This is a genomic window from Streptomyces arenae (assembly GCF_022343545.1).
Classification (GTDB): domain Bacteria; phylum Actinomycetota; class Actinomycetes; order Streptomycetales; family Streptomycetaceae; genus Streptomyces; species Streptomyces humi.
Window position 1 is genome coordinate 1 of the sequence record NZ_JAKQYH010000014.1, and the last position, 21,131, is coordinate 21,131.

The following is a 21,131-nucleotide window of genomic DNA, read 5'->3' on the forward strand; positions in this document are numbered from 1 at the left end:
GGGTGGGGTGGGTGACGGGGAGTGGAGGGCCGTGGGGGGGTGTTGGGCGGGGCCTGCGGCGCGGGTGAGTCGGTTGGGTGCGCCGCAGGCCGGAGCGGCCCTGCCCGCAACGCGCCACCCCCGTGGACGCGTTGCGGGGGCCCCGACCCGAACGGGGGAGGCCGGGCCGGGACCCCGCCGGGTGTTCGGGGGCACCCGTGGGAAGCGATCTCCACGATGCCGTCCGCACTCCCTGCCCACCACCGTCATCTTGTTGCAACGGGGCCTCCGGAGGCCGGTCGATACCTGGGCGTACCCCCGCATTACGCCGCCCGGTGCGAGAGGAGCCGTGTTGCGGAGCCGGTCCGGACCGCTCATAGTTGCGCTGCGGAAGAGGTGGCAAACCGGGGGTGGAATGGGCGATGGCCGGGCACGGGACGGAGGAGCATCCACACGGAGCCGACCGACTGTGCGCCGCCGGGGATCGCGTGTACTCCCGGGCCGTGCGCCGGGGCCGGGTCCCGCGCACGGACGCCGACGCGGTGCCCTGTCTGCTCGAACTGGCGCTGCTGCACCCGGACCCCGACGACATGGACTGGCTGGTGCCGACCTCCCCGCAGGAGGTCATGACCCGGCTGCTGCGCGGGGTCTACGACGAGGTGACGGACAGCCAGCGACGCGTGGGCTCGGCGGTGGCGGCGTTCGACTGGTACGCCGGGCTGGGGCGGCAGCTGCCGGACCTGACGGCCGCCGCCGACGGTACGGCGGCCATCCGCGTCCTTGACGGGCTGTCACGGATCCAGGCGGCCATGGACGAGGCGACGGAGGCCTGCACGGCCGAGGTGCTCACCGTGCAGCCCGGCGGCATCCGCCGCGAGTCGGAGCTGACCGAGGGCCTGCACCGGGCCCTCGCCCTGCGCGGCCGCGGCGTGCGGATGCGCGACCTCTACACCCACGTCGCCCGGCACGGCCAGGGACTGCTCAACTACCTTGAGCTGATGGGCGACGCGGTCGAGGCCCGTACCCTCGACGAGGTCATCGACCGGCTGATCCTCTTCGACCGCACGGTCGCCTTCATCCCCGCGAACGCGGACCGCACGATGGCCCTGGAGCTGCGCCACCCCGCCCTGGTCGAGTACTTCGTCACGGTCTTCGAACGGCTGTGGCGGCTGGCCATCCCGCTCACCGCCCCGCTGCCCGACACCGGCATCGAGGGCATCTCGCACCGCGAGCAGTCCATCGCGGCGCTGCTCGCCGAGGGCCACCAGGACGCGGTCATCGCGGAACGCCTCGGCATCAGCGTCCGTACCTGCCGTGCCCACATCGCCCGGCTCTCGGAGACGCTGGGCGCGGCCAGCCGTACCCAACTGGGCGTGCGGATAGCGCAGGTGGGCCTGGACCGGCCGCCGGGCGGGGCGAGCGGGACCAGCGCGCAGGGTGCGGCGCCGGCCGTGGTCAGTCTTCCCGATCAAGGATCCCCGAGCGTCCGATGAGATAGCCGAGCTGGGCGCGGCTGTCGCTGCCGAGGGTCACGCCGAGCCGGGCGATGTGGTCCCGGGCGGTCCGTACGTTCATGCCGAGCCGTTCGGCGATGACGGCGTCGGTGTGACCCTCCACGAGCAGGGCGGCGATCGCCCGCTGGCGCGGCGTGACGCCGCCCACGGTGGGCCGGTGCTCGACGTCCGGGTAGATCGGGGTGGCCAGCCGCCACAGCCGGTCGAAGGTGGTGACGAAGTACGTGATCAGCGCCGGATGCCGGACCTCGAGGGCGAGGGAGCCGTCCGCGTCGGCCGGGACGAAGGCCACGGTCCGGTCGATGACGATCAGCCGGTCGGGCAGCTCGTCCAGGGCACGGGCCTCGAAGTCGCCCCGGAGCTCCTCGAAGACGCCGTACACCTCCGGCACATGGCGCAGGGTGTGCTGGTAGAGGGCGCGGACCCGGGCCCCCCGGTCCAGGATCGCCTGGTCCCGGTCCCGGGCGGCAGCGGCGGCGGCCCGGCCGCGGGCGCCGGTGAGACCGGAGTGCGACTGGATGCAGAGCACCTCCCGGCCGGCCTCGGCCATGGCGTCGGTGATGGCCCGGTTGATGGGGCGGGTCCCGCTGTGCAGCCGCAGCGTCGGGGTGCCGCCGTCCGGCGGGGACGGCGCGTGGACCCGCATCAGCGGTTCGAACAGCTCCACCAGCCGTTCCTCGCGCCGGCGTTCGTCGGCGACGCGGGCGGCGGCCGAGCGCAGCAGCCGGTGCAGGGCCGTGGCGGGCGGCTCGGGCTCCAGCCGGTCCAGGTCGTCCAGCGCCGGGTGGAGGAGGCCGAAGTCGGTCAGGCAGGGCGCGTCGGCGGCGTCCCGGACGCTGATGTGCCCGGCGCGCAGCGCGCGTTCGTACAGTTTCGCGCCGGCCGGGCACAGCTCCTCGACCCCGTGCTCGCAGCGGGTCAACGAGCCGCCTCCGCGCGCTCCGGGAGCGCCGGCCTCCCGTGCTCGGTGCCCGGGGCGGACGTCACGTGCCGCCGCCGTCCTCGGGGATCTTCCGGTCCAGGATCCCGGACTGGGCGATCAGGTAACCGAGCTGGGCGCGGCTGCCGCTGCCGAGCACCTGGGCCAGTTTGGCGATGTGGGCCCGGCAGGTGCGGACGTTCATGCCCAGCCGGCGGGCGATGGCCTCGTCGACGTGCCCCTCGACCAGGAGCTTCGCGATCGAGTGCTGGATGTCGGTGATGCCGTCGGGAGCCGTCTCGTAGGGGGCGCCGGCGCTCAGCGGCACGGCCCGGGTCCACATGAACTCGAAGACCTTGACCAGGTAGCGGACCAGGCCCGGGTGGCGCAGTTCCAGAGCGACCTGCTGGTCCTCGCGGATGGGGATGAAGGCGACCGTCTCGTCACAGATGATCAGGCGCTCCACCAGCTCGTCTATGGAGCGGTACTCCACCTTGCCGTCGGCGAGCTGGGCTCCGTAGGCCAGCTTCTCCTGGCTGTAGCGGGCGGTGTGCTGGTACAGCGTCCGGATCCGTACGCCCCGTTCTATGAGGGGCCGGTCGCGTTCCAGGCCGCGCAGCATGCTGGCCTCGGAGATCCGGTCGCTCGGCTGGACCGTGAGCATCTCCGTGTGGCACTGGGCGGTCGCCAGGTTGAGCGCGGTGTTGATGCGCTCGCCGCCTTCCAGGACCGTGATCGAGCCGCCGCCCGCCGTCGACTGGCCGCCGATGGACAGAAAGGGCTCGAAGGTCCCCGCGATGTCGGTGGCCAGCCGCCGGCGTTCGGTGATCTCGCGTTCGAGGGGGTTGAGACGCTGGGCCAGCGCGATGGCAGCCGGCACCGGCCGCAGCCAGTTCGGGTCGTCGGGATCGGGGTGCAGCAGGGCGGAGTCCATCAGGCAGGGCGCGGGTTCCGCGTCCGCGCGCGCGATGCGTCCCGCGCGCAGAGCGGCCGCATACAGCCGACTACCCTCCGTGCACAGCTCGTTCACGGCATGGGGATGTGTCGCATTTGAGTGACTTGTTACCAAAACTCCACCCCCCAGGGTCCTGAACATGCAGGAACATGATGCACCGATTGTGTGGCCACGACGTGCCCGAATGAGCCATCGTCGTACCTGACGGGGGAAAAGGGGACCTTCAAGTGAGGACGAAGCCGAAGATGCGTAACAAACTGCTTCGCTCGGTACTTGTCGCCGCCTTGTCCGCCGTCGCAGCCCTCGGGGTGCTCAGTGGCTTTTCGGCCGCCGGGAAGAGTGAGGTTCGTGCGAACAGCAGCTGGCCATCGGTTGCCGTGAACTCCGAGACTGCCGGCGCTACTGATTCCGTGACCGATGGAGCCGGGAGCTGAAGTGACCACCCCACCCGACGACCGATCCTTCCGCCGTGAGATGGCCACCGCGTACCGATCCGGCTGGCATTTCATCGACCTGGTCACCGCCATCCCCCACAGTGGTGACTCGCTGATGGTGACCGTCTTCGGAGAACCGGTGGTCGTCACGAGGGACGAGGACGAGGACGTACGGGCGTACCGATGCCTGCGCAAGCCGCGGGGCGCGCCACAGCCTGTGCGCTGTGCCGTCCGGTACGGCATGATTTTTGTGAATCTGGACCAACGGGACCATCGGCTGGCTGAGCCGGAGGTACCGGACGTGAGGACCATCTCGGCCACCCCCCGCAGTGCCTGACGCGATTCCCCCGTCGTAACAAAGATCGCTCAGGTGCTTCCCCCCGCAGCGGCGTCACCGTGACCTGAACACGGTGACGCCGCTGCAGTTTTGTGGGGACATTTCCTGGTATCGGCCGCTTCCGGCCATCATTCACGGTGGCCGAAACCCGCCGGTGGAACGGGTCGGCCGCCCCGGCCCCGCCGCGCCGACCTCCCCGGACACGCCACGCCGGCCTCCCCGTGCCCCCTCCCTGTACCCCTCCCGCACCTCCTGCGGAACAGTTGCCGGAAGACCTCCCGGTCTCACCTTGAGTGGAATAGACTCAAGTTTGTGTACGTTGGCTGAGTCAGTACCGGGACCAGCATGGGGACGTAGGAGGAGAACGCGAACGTGGACGCCGAGCTGACCAACAGGAGCCGGGACGCCATCAACGCGGCCAGCAGCCGGGCCGTGACCGAGGGGCACGCGGACCTCACCCCTGCCCACCTGCTGCTGGCTCTGCTGGCGGGGCAGGACAACGAGAACATCACCGACCTGCTCGCGGCCGTCGACGCCGACCAGGCCGCCGTACGCCAGGGCGCCGAGCGCGCGCTGGCCGCGCTGCCCAGCGTGACCGGGTCCACGGTCGCGCCGCCGCAGCCCAACCGCGACCTGCTCGCGGTCATCGCCGACGCCGGGGAACGCGCCAAGGACCTCGGCGACGACTACCTCTCCACCGAGCACCTGCTCATCGGTATCGCCGCGAAGGGCGGCGCGGCCGGCGAGGTGCTCGACCGGCAGGGCGCCACCGCGAAGAAGCTGGCCGAGGCCTTCCAGAAGGCGCGCGGCGGCCGCCGGGTGACCACCGCCGACCCCGAGGGCCAGTACAAGGCGCTGGAGAAGTTCGGCACCGACTTCACGGCCGCCGCCCGGGACGGCAAGCTCGACCCGGTCATCGGCCGGGACACCGAGATCCGCCGGGTCGTCCAGGTGCTGTCCCGCCGTACCAAGAACAACCCGGTGCTCATCGGCGAGCCCGGCGTCGGCAAGACGGCCGTGGTCGAGGGGCTCGCGCAGCGGATCGTCAAGGGGGACGTGCCCGAGTCGCTGAAGGACAAGCGGCTGGTGGCGCTGGACCTGGGCGCGATGGTCGCGGGCGCCAAGTACCGGGGCGAGTTCGAGGAGCGGCTGAAGACCGTCCTGGCCGAGATCAAGGACTCCGACGGGCAGATCATCACCTTCATCGACGAGCTGCACACGGTCGTCGGGGCCGGCGCGGGCGGCGACTCCGCCATGGACGCCGGCAACATGCTCAAGCCGATGCTGGCCCGCGGCGAACTGCGCATGGTCGGCGCCACCACCCTCGACGAGTACCGCGAACGCATCGAGAAGGACCCGGCGTTGGAGCGCCGTTTCCAGCAGGTGCTGGTCGCCGAGCCGACCGTCGAGGACACCATCGCCATCCTCCGTGGCCTCAAGGGCCGTTACGAGGCCCACCACAAGGTGCAGATCGCGGACTCGGCGCTGGTCGCCGCCGCGACCCTGTCCGACCGGTACATCACCTCCCGCTTCCTCCCCGACAAGGCCATCGACCTGGTGGACGAGGCCGCCTCCCGGCTCCGCATGGAGATCGACTCGTCCCCGGTCGAGATCGACGAACTGCAGCGCTCCGTCGACCGGTTGAAGATGGAGGAGCTGGCGCTGGAGAAGGAGACCGACCCGGCCTCCGTGGAGCGCCTGGAGAAGCTGCGCCGTGACCTCGCCGACAAGGAGGAGGACCTGCGCGGCCTCAACGTCCGCTGGGAGCGCGAGAAGCAGTCCCTGAACCGGGTCGGTGAGCTGAAGGAGAAGCTCGACGCCCTGCGCGGCACCGCCGAACGCGCCCAGCGCGACGGCGACTTCGACACCGCCTCCAAGCTGCTGTACGGCGAGATCCCGCAGCTGGAGAAGGAGTTGGAGGCCGCGTCCGAGGCCGAGGAGGAGACGGCCAAGGACACCATGGTCAAGGACGAGGTCGCCTCCGACGACATCGCCGACGTGGTCGCCGCCTGGACCGGCATCCCGGCCGGCCGGCTGCTGGAGGGCGAGACCCAGAAGCTGCTCCGCATGGAGGACGAGCTGGGCCGCCGTCTGATCGGCCAGACCGAGGCCGTACGGGCGGTGTCCGACGCCGTACGCCGGTCCCGCGCCGGCATCGCCGACCCGGACCGCCCCACCGGCTCCTTCCTCTTCCTCGGCCCGACCGGCGTCGGCAAGACCGAACTCGCCAAGGCGCTCGCCGACTTCCTCTTCGACGACGAGCGGGCGATGGTCCGCATCGACATGTCCGAGTACGGCGAGAAGCACAGCGTGGCCCGGCTGGTGGGCGCCCCGCCCGGCTACGTCGGCTACGAGGAGGGCGGCCAGCTGACGGAGGCGGTCCGCCGCCGCCCGTACACCGTGGTCCTCCTGGACGAGGTGGAGAAGGCCCACCCCGAGGTCTTCGACATCCTCCTCCAGGTCCTCGACGACGGCCGGCTCACCGACGGCCAGGGCCGCACGGTGGACTTCCGCAACACCATCCTGGTGCTGACGTCGAACCTGGGCAGCCAGTACCTGGTGGACCCGTCGCTCGGCGCCGAGGAGAAGAAGCAGCAGGTCCTGGAGACGGTCCGGCGTTCCTTCAAGCCGGAGTTCCTGAACCGCCTCGACGACCTGGTGGTCTTCTCGGCCCTGGAGAAGGACGAGCTGGCCCGGATCGCCCGGCTCCAGATCGACCGGCTCGCCAGGCGGCTCGCCGACCGCCGGCTCGCCCTGGACGTCACCCCGGAGGCGCTGGCCTGGCTCGCCGAGGAGGGCAACGACCCGGCGTACGGCGCCCGCCCGCTGCGCCGGCTGGTCCAGACCGCCATCGGCGACCGGCTGGCCAAGGAGATCCTGTCGGGCGAGGTCAAGGACGGCGACACGATCCGTGTCGACGCCTTCGGAGAGGGGCTGATCGTGGGTCCGGCGACCCCCGACGAGGCCGCCGGGAGCAGCGGTACGGAGACCGGAAAGACGCTCTGAGCTGAATTCCGCCAACGGGAGGTGAACCCGCCGGGGCGGGGGTTGCCACCCCCCTCCCCGGATGGGAGAGGATGGCAGGATCCGTATGAAGGGAAAAACACGGTGACCATCGACCCGTCCTCGATTCCGAACTTCGGGGGCCAGCCCGAGCCGCAGCCCCAAGGACCGGCGGGCCCCGTCGTCCCGGATCAGGATCTCGTGAAGCAGCTCCTCGACCAGATGGAGCTCAAGTACGTCGTCGACGACGAGGGTGACCTCGCGGCGCCGTGGGAGCAGTTCCGTACGTACTTCATGTTCCGCGGTGAGGACGAGCAGGCGGTCTTCTCGGTGCGCACGTTCTACGACCGTCCGCACAAGATCGACGAGAAGCCGCAGCTGCTCGAGTCCATCGACGACTGGAACCGGCGGACCCTGTGGCCCAAGGTCTACACCCACACCCACGACGACGGCACGGTCCGTCTCATCGGTGAGGCGCAGATGCTGATCGGCACCGGCGTCGACATCAACCACTTCGTCTCGTCCACGGTCAGCTGGGTGCGCGCCGCGATCGAGTTCGACAAGTGGCTCGTCGAGCAGCTCGGCCTGGAGGAGGCCGTCAACGAGGCGGACAAGCCCGAAGACGGCGACGAATAAGCAGCCGGGCAGGCAGCGGGCAAGCAGCAGACCTACAGCGGTGTGCGCGCGTACACGACGAGGTACGTGCCGTAGCCGAACGAGAGCCCGGCCAGGGCCGTGACCATCACCGTCGCGTGCCAGGGCCGGGCTCTCGCCGTGCGCACCAGCGCCCGGGCCGGCGGCAGCAGCAGCGGGAAGGCCGGGAGCAGGAAGCGCGGCTTCGACTCGAAGAAGCCCGAGCCGCCGAGCGTGATCAGCAGCAGCACGGCGCTGTAGACGAGCAGCGGGAGCGGGGCCCGGTCCAGGGCCAGCAGGGCGTACAGGACCACCGCGGCCGCCACGATCAGCAGGGCCACCGGGAAGACGAGGCGGTGGGCGCCCAGCAGCAGCTCACGGACGAAGCGCAGCGAGCCCCGGCCCAGGTCGAAGCGCGAGCCCCACAGGCGCTGCACGTCGAAGTAGCCGCCCAGCAGGTCGCCGGTGCGGCCGCCGACCCACAGGACGTACGCCGTCCAGCCGAGCGGGGCGAGCGCCGCGCCCGTCCACAGTCTGTGGGTAACCCGGCCGCGGTGGCGGCGCAGCTCGCAGGCGGCGGCGACGAGCACGGCCGCGGCGACCGCGAAGCCGTTCGGCCGGGACAGGCCCGCCAGCGCCGCCAGGGACCCCGCCCACAGCCAGTTCCCGGCCAGCACCGCGTACAGCGACCAGGCGGCGAACGCGGTCAGCACCGGTTCCGTGTACGCCATGGACAGCACCACGGAGTGCGGGAGCAGGGCCCACAGCAGCACCAGCGCGGTGCCCACCGCACGGCCGTGCAGCCGGGCCCCCACCGCGTAGACACCGGCCGCGGCGACGGCCGCCGCGGTCCAGGCCACGAGCAGCCCGGCGCCCGCCCCGCTGAGCGGCGTCACGGCCGTCAGAGTGCGGATCAGGGCCGGGTAGAGCGGGAAGAACGCCAGGTCGCTGTGGACGATGCCGGGCCCGAAGTGCAGGGTGCGGCCGTAGCCGTGCGCCGCGATGCCCAGGTACCACGCCGAGTCCCAGGACCGGCCGAGCAGCGTCAGCGGATGCCCGCCGCCCGCCCACGCGAGCAGCGCGAACACGGCCATGCCGGTGAGCCGGACCGCCGCGAACAGCCCCACGGCGACCCCGCCGGCCGTGACGAGGGACAGCCGGGTGCCGGGCCGCTGGGCGACGGGCGGGGCGAGGGCGGTGCTGGCGTGGCTCACACTGGCACAGTGCCGTCGGACGCCGAGGCGAGCGAGAAATAGGCGCCCGATGGGGGACTGCTACCGTCCGGCCGCGTGAACGACAGCGTGAACGACAGCGTGAACGATGGCTTGGGTGACGGCTTGGGTGACGGCGTGAACGGCCGCGTGGGCGAAGGCTCGGGTGACGGCGTGGGCAATGGCCCGGGTGACGGCGTGTACGTGGGTAACGCGGGTGTGGACGCGGCCCTGGACCGGGGGTGGCTGCTCGGGCACTTCAAGGGCCCCGGCAATCCGCGGCACAGCGAGGCCGTGGAGATCAAATGGGGTGTCCACCCGCGCGGCGACGAGCGGGCGCGGTGGGTGGAGGGCGAGGAGCGCACCGCCCTCCTCGTCCTCGTCAGCGGCCGCTTCCGCGTCCAACTCCCTGGCCGCAGCGTCCTGCTGGCGGAGCAGGGCGACTACGTCGTCTGGGGCCGCGGGGTCGGCCACTCGTGGGTCGCCGAGGAGGAGTCGGTGGTCCTGACCGTGCGCTGGCCGTCCGTACCCGGCTACGCCGTGCCGGATGGCTCCGCCTAGCCGGACCGGCCGCCGGCTACGACAGCTTCCGCAGCCGCTCCGCCGCCTCCTTCAGGACCTCCGCGCGCTTGCAGAACGCGAACCGCACGAACGGCGCGCCCGCCTCCCGGTGGTCGTAGAAGACCGCGTTGGGGATGGCGACGACCCCCGCCCGCTCCGGCAGCGAACGGCAGAACGCGAAGCCGTCGCTCTCGCCGAGCGGGCGGATGTCGGTGGTGATGAAGTACGTGCCGGCGGTGTCGTAGACCTCGAAACCCGCCTCCTTCAGACCCGCCGCGAGGATGTCGCGCTTGGCCCGCATGTCCTCGCGGAAGGACTCGAAGTACGCGTCCGGAAGGGCGAGGGCCTCGGCGACCGCGTACTGGAAGGGGCCCGAGGAGACGTACGTCAGGAACTGCTTCGCCGAGCGCACCGCCGCGACCAGCGCCGGGGCCGCCGTCACCCAGCCGACCTTCCACCCGGTGAACGAGAAGGTCTTCCCGGCCGACCCGATGGTGACGGTGCGCCCGCGCATCCCGGGCAGGGTGGCGAGGGGCACGTGCTCGGCGTCGTCGTAGACCAGGTGCTCGTACACCTCGTCCGTCACCACCAGCAGGTCCCGCTCCACCGCCAGCTCGGCGATCGCGGTCAGCTCGGCGCGGGTGAGGACCGTGCCGGTCGGGTTGTGCGGGGTGTTGACCAGCAGCAGACGGGTGCGCGGGGTGACCGCGGCGCGCAGCTCGTCGAGGTCGAGGCGGAACGCGCCGCCGTCCGGACGCAGCGTGACCGGCACCCGGGTGCCGCCGGCCATCGCGATGCAGGCCGCGTAGGAGTCGTAGTAGGGCTCCAGGGCGACGACCTCGTCACCGGGCTCCACGAGGGCCAGCAGGGCCGCCGCGATGGCCTCCGTGGCGCCCGCCGTGACCAGCACCTCGGCGTCCGGGTCGTACGACAGCCCGTACCGGCGCTCCTGGTGCGCGGCGATCGCGGTGCGCAGCTCGGGGACGCCCGGACCCGGCGGGTACTGGTTGCCGCGCCCCTCGCGCAGCGCGCGCACGGCGGCCTCCCTGATCTCCTCGGGGCCGTCGGTGTCCGGGAAGCCCTGCCCCAGGTTGATGGAGCCGGTGCGCAGCGCCAGGGCGGACATCTCGGCGAAGATCGTGGTCCCGAACTCGGCGAGCCGGCGATTGAGGAAAGGGCGTTCGCTGGAGGTCATGCCGGTCATCCTGCGCCCAAGCTCTGGACTTCCTCAACTCTGCTTTGGCTGGTGAGACGGCCGGGCATCCCAGGGTCACGCCGCGCTCCCGCGGCGGCCGGGGCGCCCACGGGGGGTCGTCCCAGGGGGAAGGAAAGCAGGTGACGCCATGAGCGCCGTGTTCGTCGTGGTGGTGGCCGCGATCGTCTGTCTGGCGATCGTCCGGGGGGTGGCCCGCAGGGGCGGGTCGGGCAAGGGGTCGGCGTCCGGCGGGGGCGGGTCCTCCTCGTACGACGGCTCGAGCAGTTGGTGGGCGGGGGACGGCGGCGGGTCGTCGTCCTCGTCGCACGGTGGGCACGGCGGGCACGGCGGGGGCCACCACGGGGGGCACTCCTGCGGTGGCGGTCACTCCTCGTGCGGAGGCGGTTCCTCCTGCGGCGGAGGGTCCTCGTGCGGCGGCGGCGGTGGCGGCTGCGGCGGGGGCAACTGACCGGGGGAGGGGGAGCGGGGGGAACGGGGGACGGGGCGTCCGGCGGGAGGGCGGGGGAGCTCTCCGCGGACGCCCCGGCGCGCGCCGGGTGCCCTACGGCGCACGACATGGTTGAACAGTTGAGCTGTGGAGCCCTCTGAGGGATGGAAACCCCACGAAGTTGGGTAAAAACGCTGTGGCAGCGCCACAGTTCATGATTCCCTCTAAATCACCAAAGCAGCACCTCGGACGTCCTGACGACACCCCTCCCCGGCTGGGCCGGCCGGGCCGCTCTCCCGGTGTCGACCGAGGTGCGCCGGACCACACTCCCCTTCTTTTGCGTGCTAGCGGAGCCGATCCATGCTCACGACCCTCAACACCTCCTACACCGATACGCGCGCGGCCGACCTCGCCTGGGCCCTGGGGCGCGAGCCGTTGCCCGCCCTGGCCACCCTCGACCTGGAACTGAGCGGGGCGAAGCTGCAGCTGAGACTGCTCGGCGCGTCCCACCAGGTGCTCCTGGAGGAGGAGCGGGGCGGCTGTTCGGAGACGGTGGCGTGCATCCCGGGGTCCAGCACCCCCCTGCCGCTCGGGGTCGCCAAGCGCAACGGCGACTGGGAGTACGAGTTCGCGGCCCGTGTCGAGGTGCTGTCACCCGGCTCCTTCGCGGGCCGCGCCCAGGAACTGCTCGCCCTGGTCTCCGAGCACCCGCACGGCCTCGCCGGGGTCTTCCCCGGCAGCCCGCACGCGTTCACCGCGCTGCTCGCCCAGCGCCACGAGGGCCAGGTGCACTGGCGGACCTGGCACGCCTACCCGCAGGACGGCCAGTTGGTGGCGACCAGGACCAGGGTCGGCGTACGGGCTCCGGTAGCGCAGTCCATCGGTCGATGACATAAACCAACTGGGCGTCAAGGCCCGCGAGTTCCACACGTGTGGGTGACGAAGCGTACCGAGTGAGTGACGTAACGTCGCAGAGTGATCGAACCGCACGCACCCGCCCCGCCCGGCGCACCGCCGCCCTGGGGCACGCCACGCGCGCCGCTGCCCGTGCGGCCGGGCACGGGCCGCCTGCTGGTTCTGGCGTGCGTCTTCGTCTGCGCGGCCTGCGGGCTGGTGTACGAACTCGAACTCGTCGCCCTCGCCTCGTACCTGATCGGTGACTCGGTCACGCAGGCCTCCGTGGTGCTGTCCGTGATGGTCTTCGCGATGGGTGTCGGCTCGCTCGGCGCGAAGCGGCTGCGCTGGCACGCGGCGGCCGGATTCGCCGCGGTGGAGGCCGTGTTGGCGCTGGTCGGCGGATGCAGCGCGATGGCCCTGTACGCGGTCTTCGCCTGGACCGGCGGCTGGGGCGGCCTGTGGGCGGCCGGTCCGCGCTGCCTGCTGGTCGCCTTCTCCCTCGCCATCGGCCTGCTCATCGGCGCCGAGGTGCCGCTGCTGATGGAGCTCATCCAGCGGATCCGCCGCCAGGACGCGGGCGGCGCGGTGGCCGACCTGTTCGCGGCGGACTACGTCGGCGCGCTGGTCGGCGGTCTCGCCTTCCCGTTCCTGCTGCTGCCGGTGCTCGGCCAGCTGACCGGCACCCTGCTCACCGGCACGGTCAACGTGGTGGCCGGCGGCGCCCTGGTCCTCGGCCTGTTCCGGCGCGACCTGTCCCGGCGGGCCCGCTGGACGCTGGTCGTCACCAACCTGACCGTCCTCGGCGTCCTCGCCTCCGCCGCCGTCCTCGTCGACGACTTCGAACGGGCCGCGCGGCACGCCGTCTACGGTGCCGACGTCCGGGTCGCCCTCCAGACAGACGTCCAGGAGATCGTCCTCGCCGGCGGCACCCACGGCCGGCCCCTCGACCTCTTCCTCGACGGCCGGCTGCGGGTCGGCGGCCGGGACGAACGCCGGTACCACGAAGCCCTCGTCCACCCCGCGATGAACGGCCCGCACGCGCGCGTGCTGATCCTCGGCGGTGGCGACGGCATGGCCGCCCGCGAGGTGCTCCGCGAACCCGGCGTCCGGCGGGTCGACGTGGTGGAACTCGACGCCGGACTGATCCGGCTCGCCCGCCGCGACCCGGCCCTCGCCGCGCTCAACGGCCACGCCTACGACGACCCCCGCGTCCACGTGGTCACCGCCGACGCCTTCCGCTGGCTGCGCGAGGCACCGCGCTCCGGGTACGACGTGGTCATCGCCGACCTGCCCGACCCCGGCATCACGGCCAGCACCAAGCTCTACTCCGAGGAGTTCTACGGCCTGGCCCGCGGTGCCCTCGCCCGCGGCGGCCGGCTGGCCGTGCACGCCGGCCCCGTGCGGGCCCGTCCCGGCGTCTTCTGGACGGTCGCGGCGACCATGCGGGCGGCGGGCCTGGCACCGGCCCCCTACCGGGTCCTGGGCCGGGACGCCGGCTTCACCCCGGGCCCCGACCGCTCCGCGGGCGAGTCCAGGGCCCCGCACGACTGGGGCTTCCTGCTGGCGACGCCGGGGCGCCGGCCGCCACGGCTGCGGCTGCCGGCCGACGGACCGCCCCTGCGCACGCTGACCCAGCGGGAACTGACCCGGGACGCGCTGCCACCGCCCCCGCCGGACCTGCCGGTCTCCACCCTGGTGGATCCGCGGTACTGAGGCGGTACGGCTGCCCGTGCGTCGCGGAGTGGTGAGGCGGCGCGGCTCCTGGTGCGTCGAGGAGGGTGTGTCGGCCCGACTCCTGGGTACGCTCAGACGCCATGGAGCACCAGGTGTACGTACCGGCCCCGAGCGCGCGGCTCCGGGACGCGCTGGCCGACCCCGAGCGGGTCGCCCGGGCGGTCCCCGGCCTCCAGCAGGACGCGGGCGCCGCCCCCGGCACCGGCCGGCTCAAGGTCCGGATCGGCAGCCACTCGATCACCTACCGGGGTGCCCTGAGGGTCAGCGCCCGCGACGACGGGGCCTACGCGGTCGACGCCGACGCCACCGAGGCCCGCGGCACCGGCACGGTACGGCTGGCGCTGGTCCTGCGCCTCGCGGACGCGGACGAGGGCTGCGAGGTCACGGTGACCGGTACCGCCTCGGCGGGCGGACGGGCGGCGGAGCTGCCTGCGGAGGCGGTGGAGTCGGCGGCGGCGAGGCTGCTGAGCCGTTTCGTGGAGGGGCTGGGGGAGGCGCGGCCCGAGGCCCCGGCCGAACCGGCGCCGACGGTCTTCGAGACGGAGGTCCCCCCACCGTCCCTGGCCCCCGGACCGGCGGAGCCGGTGGAGGTGCCGATCGAGGAACCCCTCCCCGAGATCTTCGCGGAGGCGGCCCACGCCCGCCGCACGATGATCGGCCGCAGCGCGGAGGAGGTCGACCACGCCCCGCCGAGAGGACGCTACGCACCCGTCCCCGCACCCCAGACGGTCGCATCGAACCCGGCACTGCGCTGGGCAGCCCCGGCAGCGGCCCTGGCACTGGCATCGGCGATCGTGGTGACGAGGGCCCTGCGCAAACGCCGCTGAGTCGAGGCGCCTCGTGAGGGGCGCGGGCCCCGGTATCGACATGCGGCTCCGCCGCGTGGGCGCGATCAGCCCCCACCCACCCGCACCCGAAACGCAACCCACTTCCCCCAGTACTGTCATCCCGTGAGTAACGAAGACATCACGCTGACCGCGGGCGACGCGGAAGTGCGCCTCCACCCCGGCAACGGCGGCCGTATCGCCGGCCTCAAGGTCGGCCCCCTGGAACTCCTCCGCCAAGGCGACCGTTTCGGCTGTTTCCCGATGGTCCCCTGGTGCGGCCGGATCCGGGACGGCCGCTTCCTCGACGGCGCCACCACCGTCCAGATGCCCCTCAACTCCCCGCCGCACGCCATCCACGGCACCGCCCGCGACGGCGCCTGGCGCACCGCCCGCGTCTCGGCGGACCAGGCCGTGATCACGTACGAACTCGTCGCCCCCTGGCCGCACCCCGCCCGCATCACCCACGACGTGCGGCTCACCGCGGACTCGCTGACGCTGACCATGGGCGTCGAGACGTACGACGACTCCTTCCCGGCGCAGATCGGCTGGCACCCCTGGTTCAACCGGAGCCTCGGCGGCCAGGACGCCCGGATCGCCTTCGACCCCGCCTGGCAGGAGGAGCGCGGCGACGACCACCTGCCCACCGGCAAGCGCGTCGACCCCCGGCCCGGCCCCTGGGACGACTGCTTCGGCATGCCCGACGGCGTCGACGTCACCCTCACCTGGCCGGGACAGCTGGAGCTGAAGGTCGCCTCCCGCGAGCAGTGGGTCGTGGTCTACGACGAGCAGGAGGCGGCGGTGTGCGTGGAACCGCAGACCGGACCGCCGAACGGGCTCAACACGCTGCCCCGGCTGGTCACCCCGCTGGAGCCGCTGGAAGCCACGACCACCTGGACCTGGACGCGCCTCTAAGCTGTTCGGCATGACGGATGCGCGTGCTGAGCTGCTGGAACAGATCAAGAACAAGGCCGTGGTGCACGGCAAGGTGACCCTGTCGTCGGGCCTGGAGGCGGACTACTACGTCGACCTCCGCCGCGTCACCCTCGACGGCGAGGCCGCCCCGCTGGTCGGCCAGGTGCTGCTGGACCTCACCGAGGGACTGGAGTTCGACGCCGTCGGCGGTCTCACGATGGGCGCCGACCCGGTCGCCGCGAGCATGCTGCACGCGGCCGCCGCCCGCGGCCGCCGGCTGGACGCCTTCGTCGTACGCAAGGCGGCGAAGGCGCACGGTATGCAGCGCCGGGTCGAGGGACCGGAGATCAAGGGCCGCCGGGTCCTGGTCGTGGAGGACACCTCCACCACCGGCGGTTCCCCGCTCACCGCCGTGGAGGCCGTGCGCGAGGCCGGCGCCGAGGTCGTCGCCGTGGCCACCATCGTGGACCGGGCCACCGGCGCGGACGAGAAGATCCGCGCGGGCGCCGGTGTGCCGTACCTGTTCGCCTTCTCGAAGGATGAACTGGGTCTGGACTGACACCCAGGTTGACGGCTGGGATTGACCCCGATTTGACCGGCGCGTGGACCATCGGTTCATGTCTGGAAAGATGGGGACGACGATGACGTCGCCCCCAAGGTCTAGGTCAGGGCCGTAAGAAAAAAGCAGTACGCCGACCCGCACACTCAAGGAGCGGACAGATGCCCATCGCAACCCCCGAGGTCTACAACGAGATGCTCGACCGGGCGAAGGCAGGCAAGTTCGCCTACCCGGCCATCAACGTCACCTCGACCCAGACCCTGCACGCGGCGCTGCGCGGCTTCGCGGAGGCGGAGAGCGACGGCATCGTCCAGATCTCGACCGGCGGCGCGGAGTTCCTGGGCGGCCAGTACAAGAAGGACATGGTCTCCGGCTCGGTCGCGCTCGCCGAGTTCGCGCACATCGTCGCCGAGAAGTACCCGGTCAACGTCGCCCTGCACACGGACCACTGCCCGAAGGACAAGCTCGACGGGTACGTACGTCCGCTGCTCGCGATCTCCGAGGAGCGGGTGAAGAACGGCCGCAACCCGCTCTTCCAGTCGCACATGTGGGACGGCTCCGCCGAGACCCTCGCCGACAACCTGGCGATCGCGCAGGAGCTCCTGGAGCAGGCCCGCCGCGCCAACATCATCCTCGAGGTCGAGATCACCCCGACCGGTGGCGAGGAGGACGGCGTCTCCCACGAGATCAACGACTCCCTGTACACGACCGTCGACGACGCGATCCGCACCGCCGAGGCGCTGGGCCTGGGCGAGAAGGGCCGCTACCTGCTGGCCGCCTCCTTCGGCAACGTGCACGGCGTGTACAAGCCGGGCAACGTGGTGCTCCGCCCCGACCTGCTCAAGGAGCTGAACGACGGCGTGGCCGCGAAGTTCGGCAAGCCGTCGCCGTTCGACTTCGTCTTCCACGGCGGTTCCGGCTCCACCGAGCAGGAGATCCGCACCGCGCTGGAGAACGGCGTCGTGAAGATGAACCTGGACACCGACACCCAGTACGCCTTCACGCGGCCGGTCGCCGACCACATGTTCAAGAACTACGACGGCGTCCTGAAGGTCGACGGCGAGGTCGGCTCCAAGAAGACCTACGACCCGCGCACCTGGGGCAAGCTGGCCGAGGCGGGCATGGCCGCGCGCGTCGTCGAGGCCACCCAGAACCTGCGCTCCGCGGGCAACAAGATCAAGTAAACGGTGATCCAGCGGACCCGGCGCCTGTCTACGGCGCCGGGTCCGCTGTATACCTGGACCATGCCCGACGTCCGGCTCGCCTCTTCGCAGGGCAAGTGGATCCTGCTCACCACAGTCCTCGGTTCCAGCATGGCGATGCTGGACTCGACGGTCGTCAACGTCGCTCTGCCCCGCATCGGCGAGGACCTGGACGCGAGCCTGTCCGCGCTCCAGTGGACGGTCAACGCGTACATGCTGACGCTGGCAGGACTGATCCTGCTCGGCGGCTCGCTCGGCGACCAGTACGGCCGCCGGAAGATCTTCGTCCTGGGCGTCATCTGGTTCGCGGCCGCGTCCCTGATGTGCGGTCTGGCCCCGACCGACGCCGTGCTGATTGGCGCCCGCGCCCTCCAGGGCGTCGGTGGCGCCCTGCTCACCCCTGGCTCGCTCGCCCTCATCCAGGCCTCCTTCCACCCCGACGACCGGGCACGGGCGGTCGGCCTGTGGTCAGGCTTCGGCGGTATCGGCGCGGCCGTCGGCCCGTTCCTGGGCGGCTGGCTGGTGGACGGCCCCGGCTGGCGCTGGGTCTTCCTCCTCAACGTCCCGCTGGCCCTGGTCTGCGTCCCGGTGGCCCTGCGCCATGTCCCGGAGTCCTCCGACCAGCGCGTGCACGGCCGTTTCGACGTCCTCGGCGCGGTGCTGGGCGCGCTCGCCCTCGGCCTGGTGACGTACGCGCTGATCGAGGGCGGGGTGACCGGCGTCGTGGTGGCCGTCGCCGGTGTCGTGACCGCGGTGGCCTTCGTGCAGGTCGAGAAGCGGCGCCGGGACCCGATGCTGCCGCTGGACATCTTCGCCTCCCGCCAGTTCACGGCGGTCAACATCGTCACCCTGTGCGTGTACGCGGCCTTCAGCGGCTTCTTCTTCCTGACCGCGCTGCAACTCCAGGTGGTGGCGGGCTACTCGGCCCTGGCCGCCGGCACGGCCCTGCTGCCGTCGACGGTCCTGATGCTGTTCCTGTCGGCCCGCTCGGGCGCGCTCGCGGACCGGATCGGCCCCCGGATCCCGCTCACCGTCGGTCCGCTGCTGTGCGCCGCGGCGATGCTGCTGATGCTGCGGGTGGGCGAGCACGCGGACTACCTGACGGACGTACTGCCCGCGGTCCTCGTCATGGGCCTCGGCATGGTCACCCTGGTGGCCCCGCTCACCGCGACCGTCCTCGCCTCCGTGTCCACCGCCCGCGCCGGCATCGCCAGCGGCATCAACAACGCGGCGGCACGGGCGGCGGGCCTGATCGCGGTGGCGGGGCTGCCGCTGCTCGCCGGGATGGGTCCGGAGGCCTACCGGTCGGCGACCGCCTTCGACGCGGCCTTCGACCGGGCGATGCCGATCTGCGCCGGTGTCCTGGTGGTCGGCGCGGCCCTGGCCTTCGCCCTGGTCCGCAGGCCGGCACCGGGCTGCGTACGCCCGGAGTGCCGTACCCACGGGAACGTGACGTCGCCGCCGATCGAGGCGAGGGGCCGTTAGGGACGGGAGGCTACTGCCGACGGCGGGCCAGGGCGGTCCGCAGGTCGTGTTCGGTGATCTGGTCGGCGGGGCGGTCAAGTGTCCAGCGGTGCGCCTCGCCGCCGTCCATGGGCAGTACCTCGACGACGGTTTCCAGCGACGGGCGGCCGCGTGCGTCACGGCCGAGCTGGCGGATCACGACGGCGGTGTCGTCGTCCAGGCCGAGCAGGACGCGCACGGTGTCCCTCAGTTCGCGCAGCCGCGGGCTCGGCCAGGCGCTTCCCGGGCGTGGTTCCAGATACCCGGGAGGTGCGTCCTGCCGCCTGCCCGCGGCCATGGCCAGCTGCCAGGCCGCGAGGCACAGCAGCGTGCCGGTCTCGGCGAGGAGGCTGAGGCCGGCCTGCGGGGCGGGCTGGAGACCGCGTTCGGTGAACCCGAACACGCCGACCGTGCGCGAGGCCGCGAAGCCGCCGAGGGCGCCGAGCGCGACGCCGGCCGCCGCGGCTCGCAGCAACAGGGGCGGCGTCCCCGCCGCCAGCAGGGCGGCGAGGGCGAAGGAGACACTGGCCTGGAGGAGGAACAGCGGGCCGACGACGTGCACGAAGCGGTATCCGTCGACGTACAGCTGGGCGTGGACGAATCCGCCGGCGGCGAGGGTGCCGGCGGTCGCCCACCGCAGGGCGGCGGTGAGGAGTCCTTGGTTGTTCATGCCAGCCTCTGATCCTTGACGGCCAGTTCGCGGTCGCCCTGGCGGTAGCCGACGCTGCGGATGCCCAGTGCGTCCTTGAGCTGCCGGGCGGGGACGACCTGCGGGGTGGGGGCGGGGGCGCGGCCCGGTTTCGGCAGGGGGTAGGCGGTGGTGGTGGCGGAGTGAAAGGTGATGTTGCCCTCGGTCTTGGTGAACAGCTGGTGGACGTGCCCGTTGAGGCAGGTGACGGAGGAGAAGCGGCGCAGCAGGGCGATGACCTTGAGGGCGTCGTCGGTGCTCCAGCCCCACTTCGGGTACATGGCGAACAGCGGGATGTGGCTGAAGACCACGACGGGGGTGTCCGAGGGCAGGCCGGCGAGGTCCTTGCGGACGAAGTCGATCTGGGCGTTGCCGAGGTGGCCGAGCTTCTCCAGGCTCAGGGTGTTGACCAGGGCGATGAAGTGGACGCCGTGGGTGTCGAAGCTGTACCAGCCGTCGCCGAGCGTGCCCGCGCCGAAGGTGCGCCGGTAGGCGCGGCCCGCGTCGCCGACGGAGTCGTGCTCGCCCGGCACGGTGAACACCCGGTCGGTCCTCAGCCCGGACATCATCTGCTTGACCTGGTCGAACTGCCCGGCCGTGGACAGGTGGGTCAGGTCGCCGCTGTGCATGACGAAGTCGGGCCTGAAGCCGAGTGAGTTGACCTGGTTCACCGCTTCGGTGAAGGAGCCGGCCACGTCCGTGTTCGCCGGGCCCTGGAACCCGATATGGCTGTCGGAGACCTGCACGAACCGCAGCGTGGCGCTGCCCGCGGCGGCACCAGTGGCGGCCTCGGCGGTGGGGCCCCGGGAGCCGGCGATCTGGCTGATCACCTCGCCGCCGGCCATGGTCAGCACCACCGCGCCGCCGAACCACCCTGCGTGCCGCGCCAGTTGGCGACGCGTCATGCCGTGTTCCGTGACGGGCTCATCGGGTTCGTCGTGAGCGTCGTAGGCGGTCATCGGGTCACCTCCACGGTGGCGGTCATGAACGGATGGATGGTGCAGAGATAGGCGTAGGTGCCGGGCTTGGTGAACGTGTGGCTGTAGGTGGCGCCGGTGGCCAGGGCGGCGGAGTGCAGCGGGCCGCCCGATCCGTCGCTGGTGACGGTGTGGGCGTCGGTGTCCTGGTTGGTCCAGGTCACCGTCGTACCCACCGGCACCTTCAGCGTGGCCGGCGCGAAAGCGAAGTTCCTGATCGCGACGGTGTGCCCGGTCACCGCGGTGTCCGTGCCCGCGTGGTTCGCCGGCATCGGCATGCTCATGCTGGGCATTGGGGACGCGCCGGGACGGCCGGATGCGACGGCACCGGCCGCGGCGGCCGAGGAGTGCGGCGACGGGCCGCACGAGGTGAGGAGTCCCAGCGTGCCGACGGCGGCGAGGGCGGCGAGGGCCGACCCGACCGCGGTGCGTGAGCGTCGGCCGGTCGTGCGGGGGTTCGCGGGGCGGTGTGTCTCGGTCACGTCTGATCCGTCCTTTGCCGTGCGGGGGGTCTTGTCCGGCTCCACGGACGGCGACGGCCGTACGGTTCGGCACATATGCGCTTTTCTCGGATTTCTTCGGCGGCATGCGAAGCGCTACCCGTACCGCGCCCTGCGTTACAGGACAAAGAACTGCATGTGCG

General features: G+C 72.0%; 20 protein-coding genes. 13 read left to right on the top strand and 7 right to left on the bottom strand.

Translation table 11 applies throughout. The features are described 5' to 3' along the window. Positions 1–401 precede the first annotated feature (401 nt). Positions 402–1,472 carry a helix-turn-helix transcriptional regulator gene (locus MB828_RS07575; RefSeq protein ID WP_301647496.1) on the top strand — a complete coding sequence of 357 codons (1,071 nt, stop codon included), beginning with the start codon at positions 402–404 and terminating at the stop codon, positions 1,470–1,472. Here the strand turns inward: MB828_RS07575 and MB828_RS07580 are convergent. After that, entirely contained in the window at positions 1,435–2,415 is a 981-nt protein-coding gene (locus MB828_RS07580) for a helix-turn-helix transcriptional regulator (RefSeq protein WP_301647497.1), read from the bottom strand. The two genes, MB828_RS07575 and MB828_RS07580, sit on opposite strands and share 38 nt — an antisense overlap. Positions 2,416–2,476: 61 nt before the next feature. Then, positions 2,477–3,508, bottom strand: a complete 1,032-nt coding sequence (locus MB828_RS07585; protein WP_301647498.1) for a helix-turn-helix transcriptional regulator — start codon at positions 3,506–3,508, stop codon at positions 2,477–2,479. Between the two features lie 333 nt (positions 3,509–3,841). Between MB828_RS07585 and MB828_RS07590 the strand changes: the two genes are divergently transcribed. The 3 genes from MB828_RS07590 (at position 3,842) to MB828_RS07600 (ending at position 7,777) form a co-directional block, all read left to right on the top strand. Further along, positions 3,842–4,138 (top strand): (2Fe-2S)-binding protein, encoded by a 297-nt coding sequence (locus tag MB828_RS07590; protein WP_046730465.1) that lies wholly within the window; start codon positions 3,842–3,844, stop codon positions 4,136–4,138. A 372-nt stretch (positions 4,139–4,510) separates the two neighbouring features. Further along, positions 4,511–7,144, top strand: a complete 2,634-nt coding sequence (gene clpB, locus MB828_RS07595) for an ATP-dependent chaperone ClpB (protein WP_301647499.1) — start codon at positions 4,511–4,513, stop codon at positions 7,142–7,144. A 102-nt stretch (positions 7,145–7,246) separates the two neighbouring features. Continuing rightward, complete coding sequence (locus MB828_RS07600) at positions 7,247–7,777, top strand: YbjN domain-containing protein (RefSeq protein ID WP_133023494.1); 531 nt, start codon at positions 7,247–7,249, stop codon at positions 7,775–7,777. 32 nt (positions 7,778–7,809) lie between these two features. Here MB828_RS07600 and MB828_RS07605 read toward each other — a convergent pair whose 3' ends face one another. After that, complete coding sequence (locus tag MB828_RS07605; protein ID WP_430381343.1) at positions 7,810–8,988, bottom strand: hypothetical protein; 1,179 nt, start codon at positions 8,986–8,988, stop codon at positions 7,810–7,812. A gap of 195 nt (positions 8,989–9,183) precedes the next feature. Between MB828_RS07605 and MB828_RS07610 the strand changes: the two genes are divergently transcribed. Further along, positions 9,184–9,546, top strand: coding sequence for a signal peptidase I (locus MB828_RS07610; protein ID WP_301647500.1), 363 nt, complete (start codon positions 9,184–9,186; stop codon positions 9,544–9,546). A 16-nt stretch (positions 9,547–9,562) separates the two neighbouring features. Here MB828_RS07610 and MB828_RS07615 read toward each other — a convergent pair whose 3' ends face one another. Beyond that, positions 9,563–10,750, bottom strand: a complete 1,188-nt coding sequence (locus MB828_RS07615) for a pyridoxal phosphate-dependent aminotransferase (protein ID WP_133023493.1) — start codon at positions 10,748–10,750, stop codon at positions 9,563–9,565. 139 nt (positions 10,751–10,889) lie between these two features. Here MB828_RS07615 and MB828_RS07620 point away from each other — a divergent pair, with 139 nt between their 5' ends. The 8 genes from MB828_RS07620 (at position 10,890) to MB828_RS07655 (ending at position 18,805) form a co-directional block, all read left to right on the top strand. Next, the gene (locus MB828_RS07620; protein WP_301647501.1) at positions 10,890–11,210 is read left to right on the top strand and encodes a hypothetical protein; all 321 of its coding nucleotides are present in this window, start codon (positions 10,890–10,892) and stop codon (positions 11,208–11,210) included. A gap of 339 nt (positions 11,211–11,549) precedes the next feature. Next, entirely contained in the window at positions 11,550–12,080 is a 531-nt protein-coding gene (locus MB828_RS07625) for a DUF2617 family protein (RefSeq protein WP_046732614.1), read from the top strand. Positions 12,081–12,164: 84 nt separating this feature from the next. Then, entirely contained in the window at positions 12,165–13,799 is a 1,635-nt protein-coding gene (locus MB828_RS07630; RefSeq protein ID WP_301647502.1) for a polyamine aminopropyltransferase, read from the top strand. Positions 13,800–13,900: 101 nt separating this feature from the next. Continuing rightward, complete coding sequence (locus tag MB828_RS07635; protein ID WP_301647503.1) at positions 13,901–14,647, top strand: SRPBCC domain-containing protein; 747 nt, start codon at positions 13,901–13,903, stop codon at positions 14,645–14,647. 123 nt (positions 14,648–14,770) lie between these two features. Continuing rightward, entirely contained in the window at positions 14,771–15,559 is a 789-nt protein-coding gene (locus MB828_RS07640; RefSeq protein WP_301647504.1) for an aldose 1-epimerase, read from the top strand. 10 nt (positions 15,560–15,569) lie between these two features. Next, positions 15,570–16,118, top strand: coding sequence for an orotate phosphoribosyltransferase (gene pyrE / locus MB828_RS07645; protein WP_133023488.1), 549 nt, complete (start codon positions 15,570–15,572; stop codon positions 16,116–16,118). A gap of 161 nt (positions 16,119–16,279) precedes the next feature. Further along, positions 16,280–17,302, top strand: a complete 1,023-nt coding sequence (fbaA, locus tag MB828_RS07650) for a class II fructose-bisphosphate aldolase (RefSeq protein WP_301647505.1) — start codon at positions 16,280–16,282, stop codon at positions 17,300–17,302. Between the two features lie 60 nt (positions 17,303–17,362). Continuing rightward, entirely contained in the window at positions 17,363–18,805 is a 1,443-nt protein-coding gene (locus tag MB828_RS07655) for an MFS transporter (RefSeq protein ID WP_301647506.1), read from the top strand. A 10-nt stretch (positions 18,806–18,815) separates the two neighbouring features. Here the strand turns inward: MB828_RS07655 and MB828_RS07660 are convergent, their stop codons facing one another. From MB828_RS07660 to MB828_RS07670, 3 genes are read right to left on the bottom strand one after another with little or no spacing between them, the layout of a single operon-like run. After that, positions 18,816–19,493 (bottom strand): hypothetical protein, encoded by a 678-nt coding sequence (locus MB828_RS07660; RefSeq protein ID WP_301647507.1) that lies wholly within the window; start codon positions 19,491–19,493, stop codon positions 18,816–18,818. Beyond that, positions 19,490–20,470 (bottom strand): metallophosphoesterase family protein, encoded by a 981-nt coding sequence (locus MB828_RS07665; RefSeq protein ID WP_133023485.1) that lies wholly within the window; start codon positions 20,468–20,470, stop codon positions 19,490–19,492. The genes MB828_RS07660 and MB828_RS07665 overlap by 4 nt, the downstream gene beginning before the upstream one ends. Next, complete coding sequence (locus MB828_RS07670; RefSeq protein ID WP_301647508.1) at positions 20,467–20,970, bottom strand: cupredoxin domain-containing protein; 504 nt, start codon at positions 20,968–20,970, stop codon at positions 20,467–20,469. The genes MB828_RS07665 and MB828_RS07670 overlap by 4 nt, the downstream gene beginning before the upstream one ends. Positions 20,971–21,131: the final 161 nt, after the last annotated feature.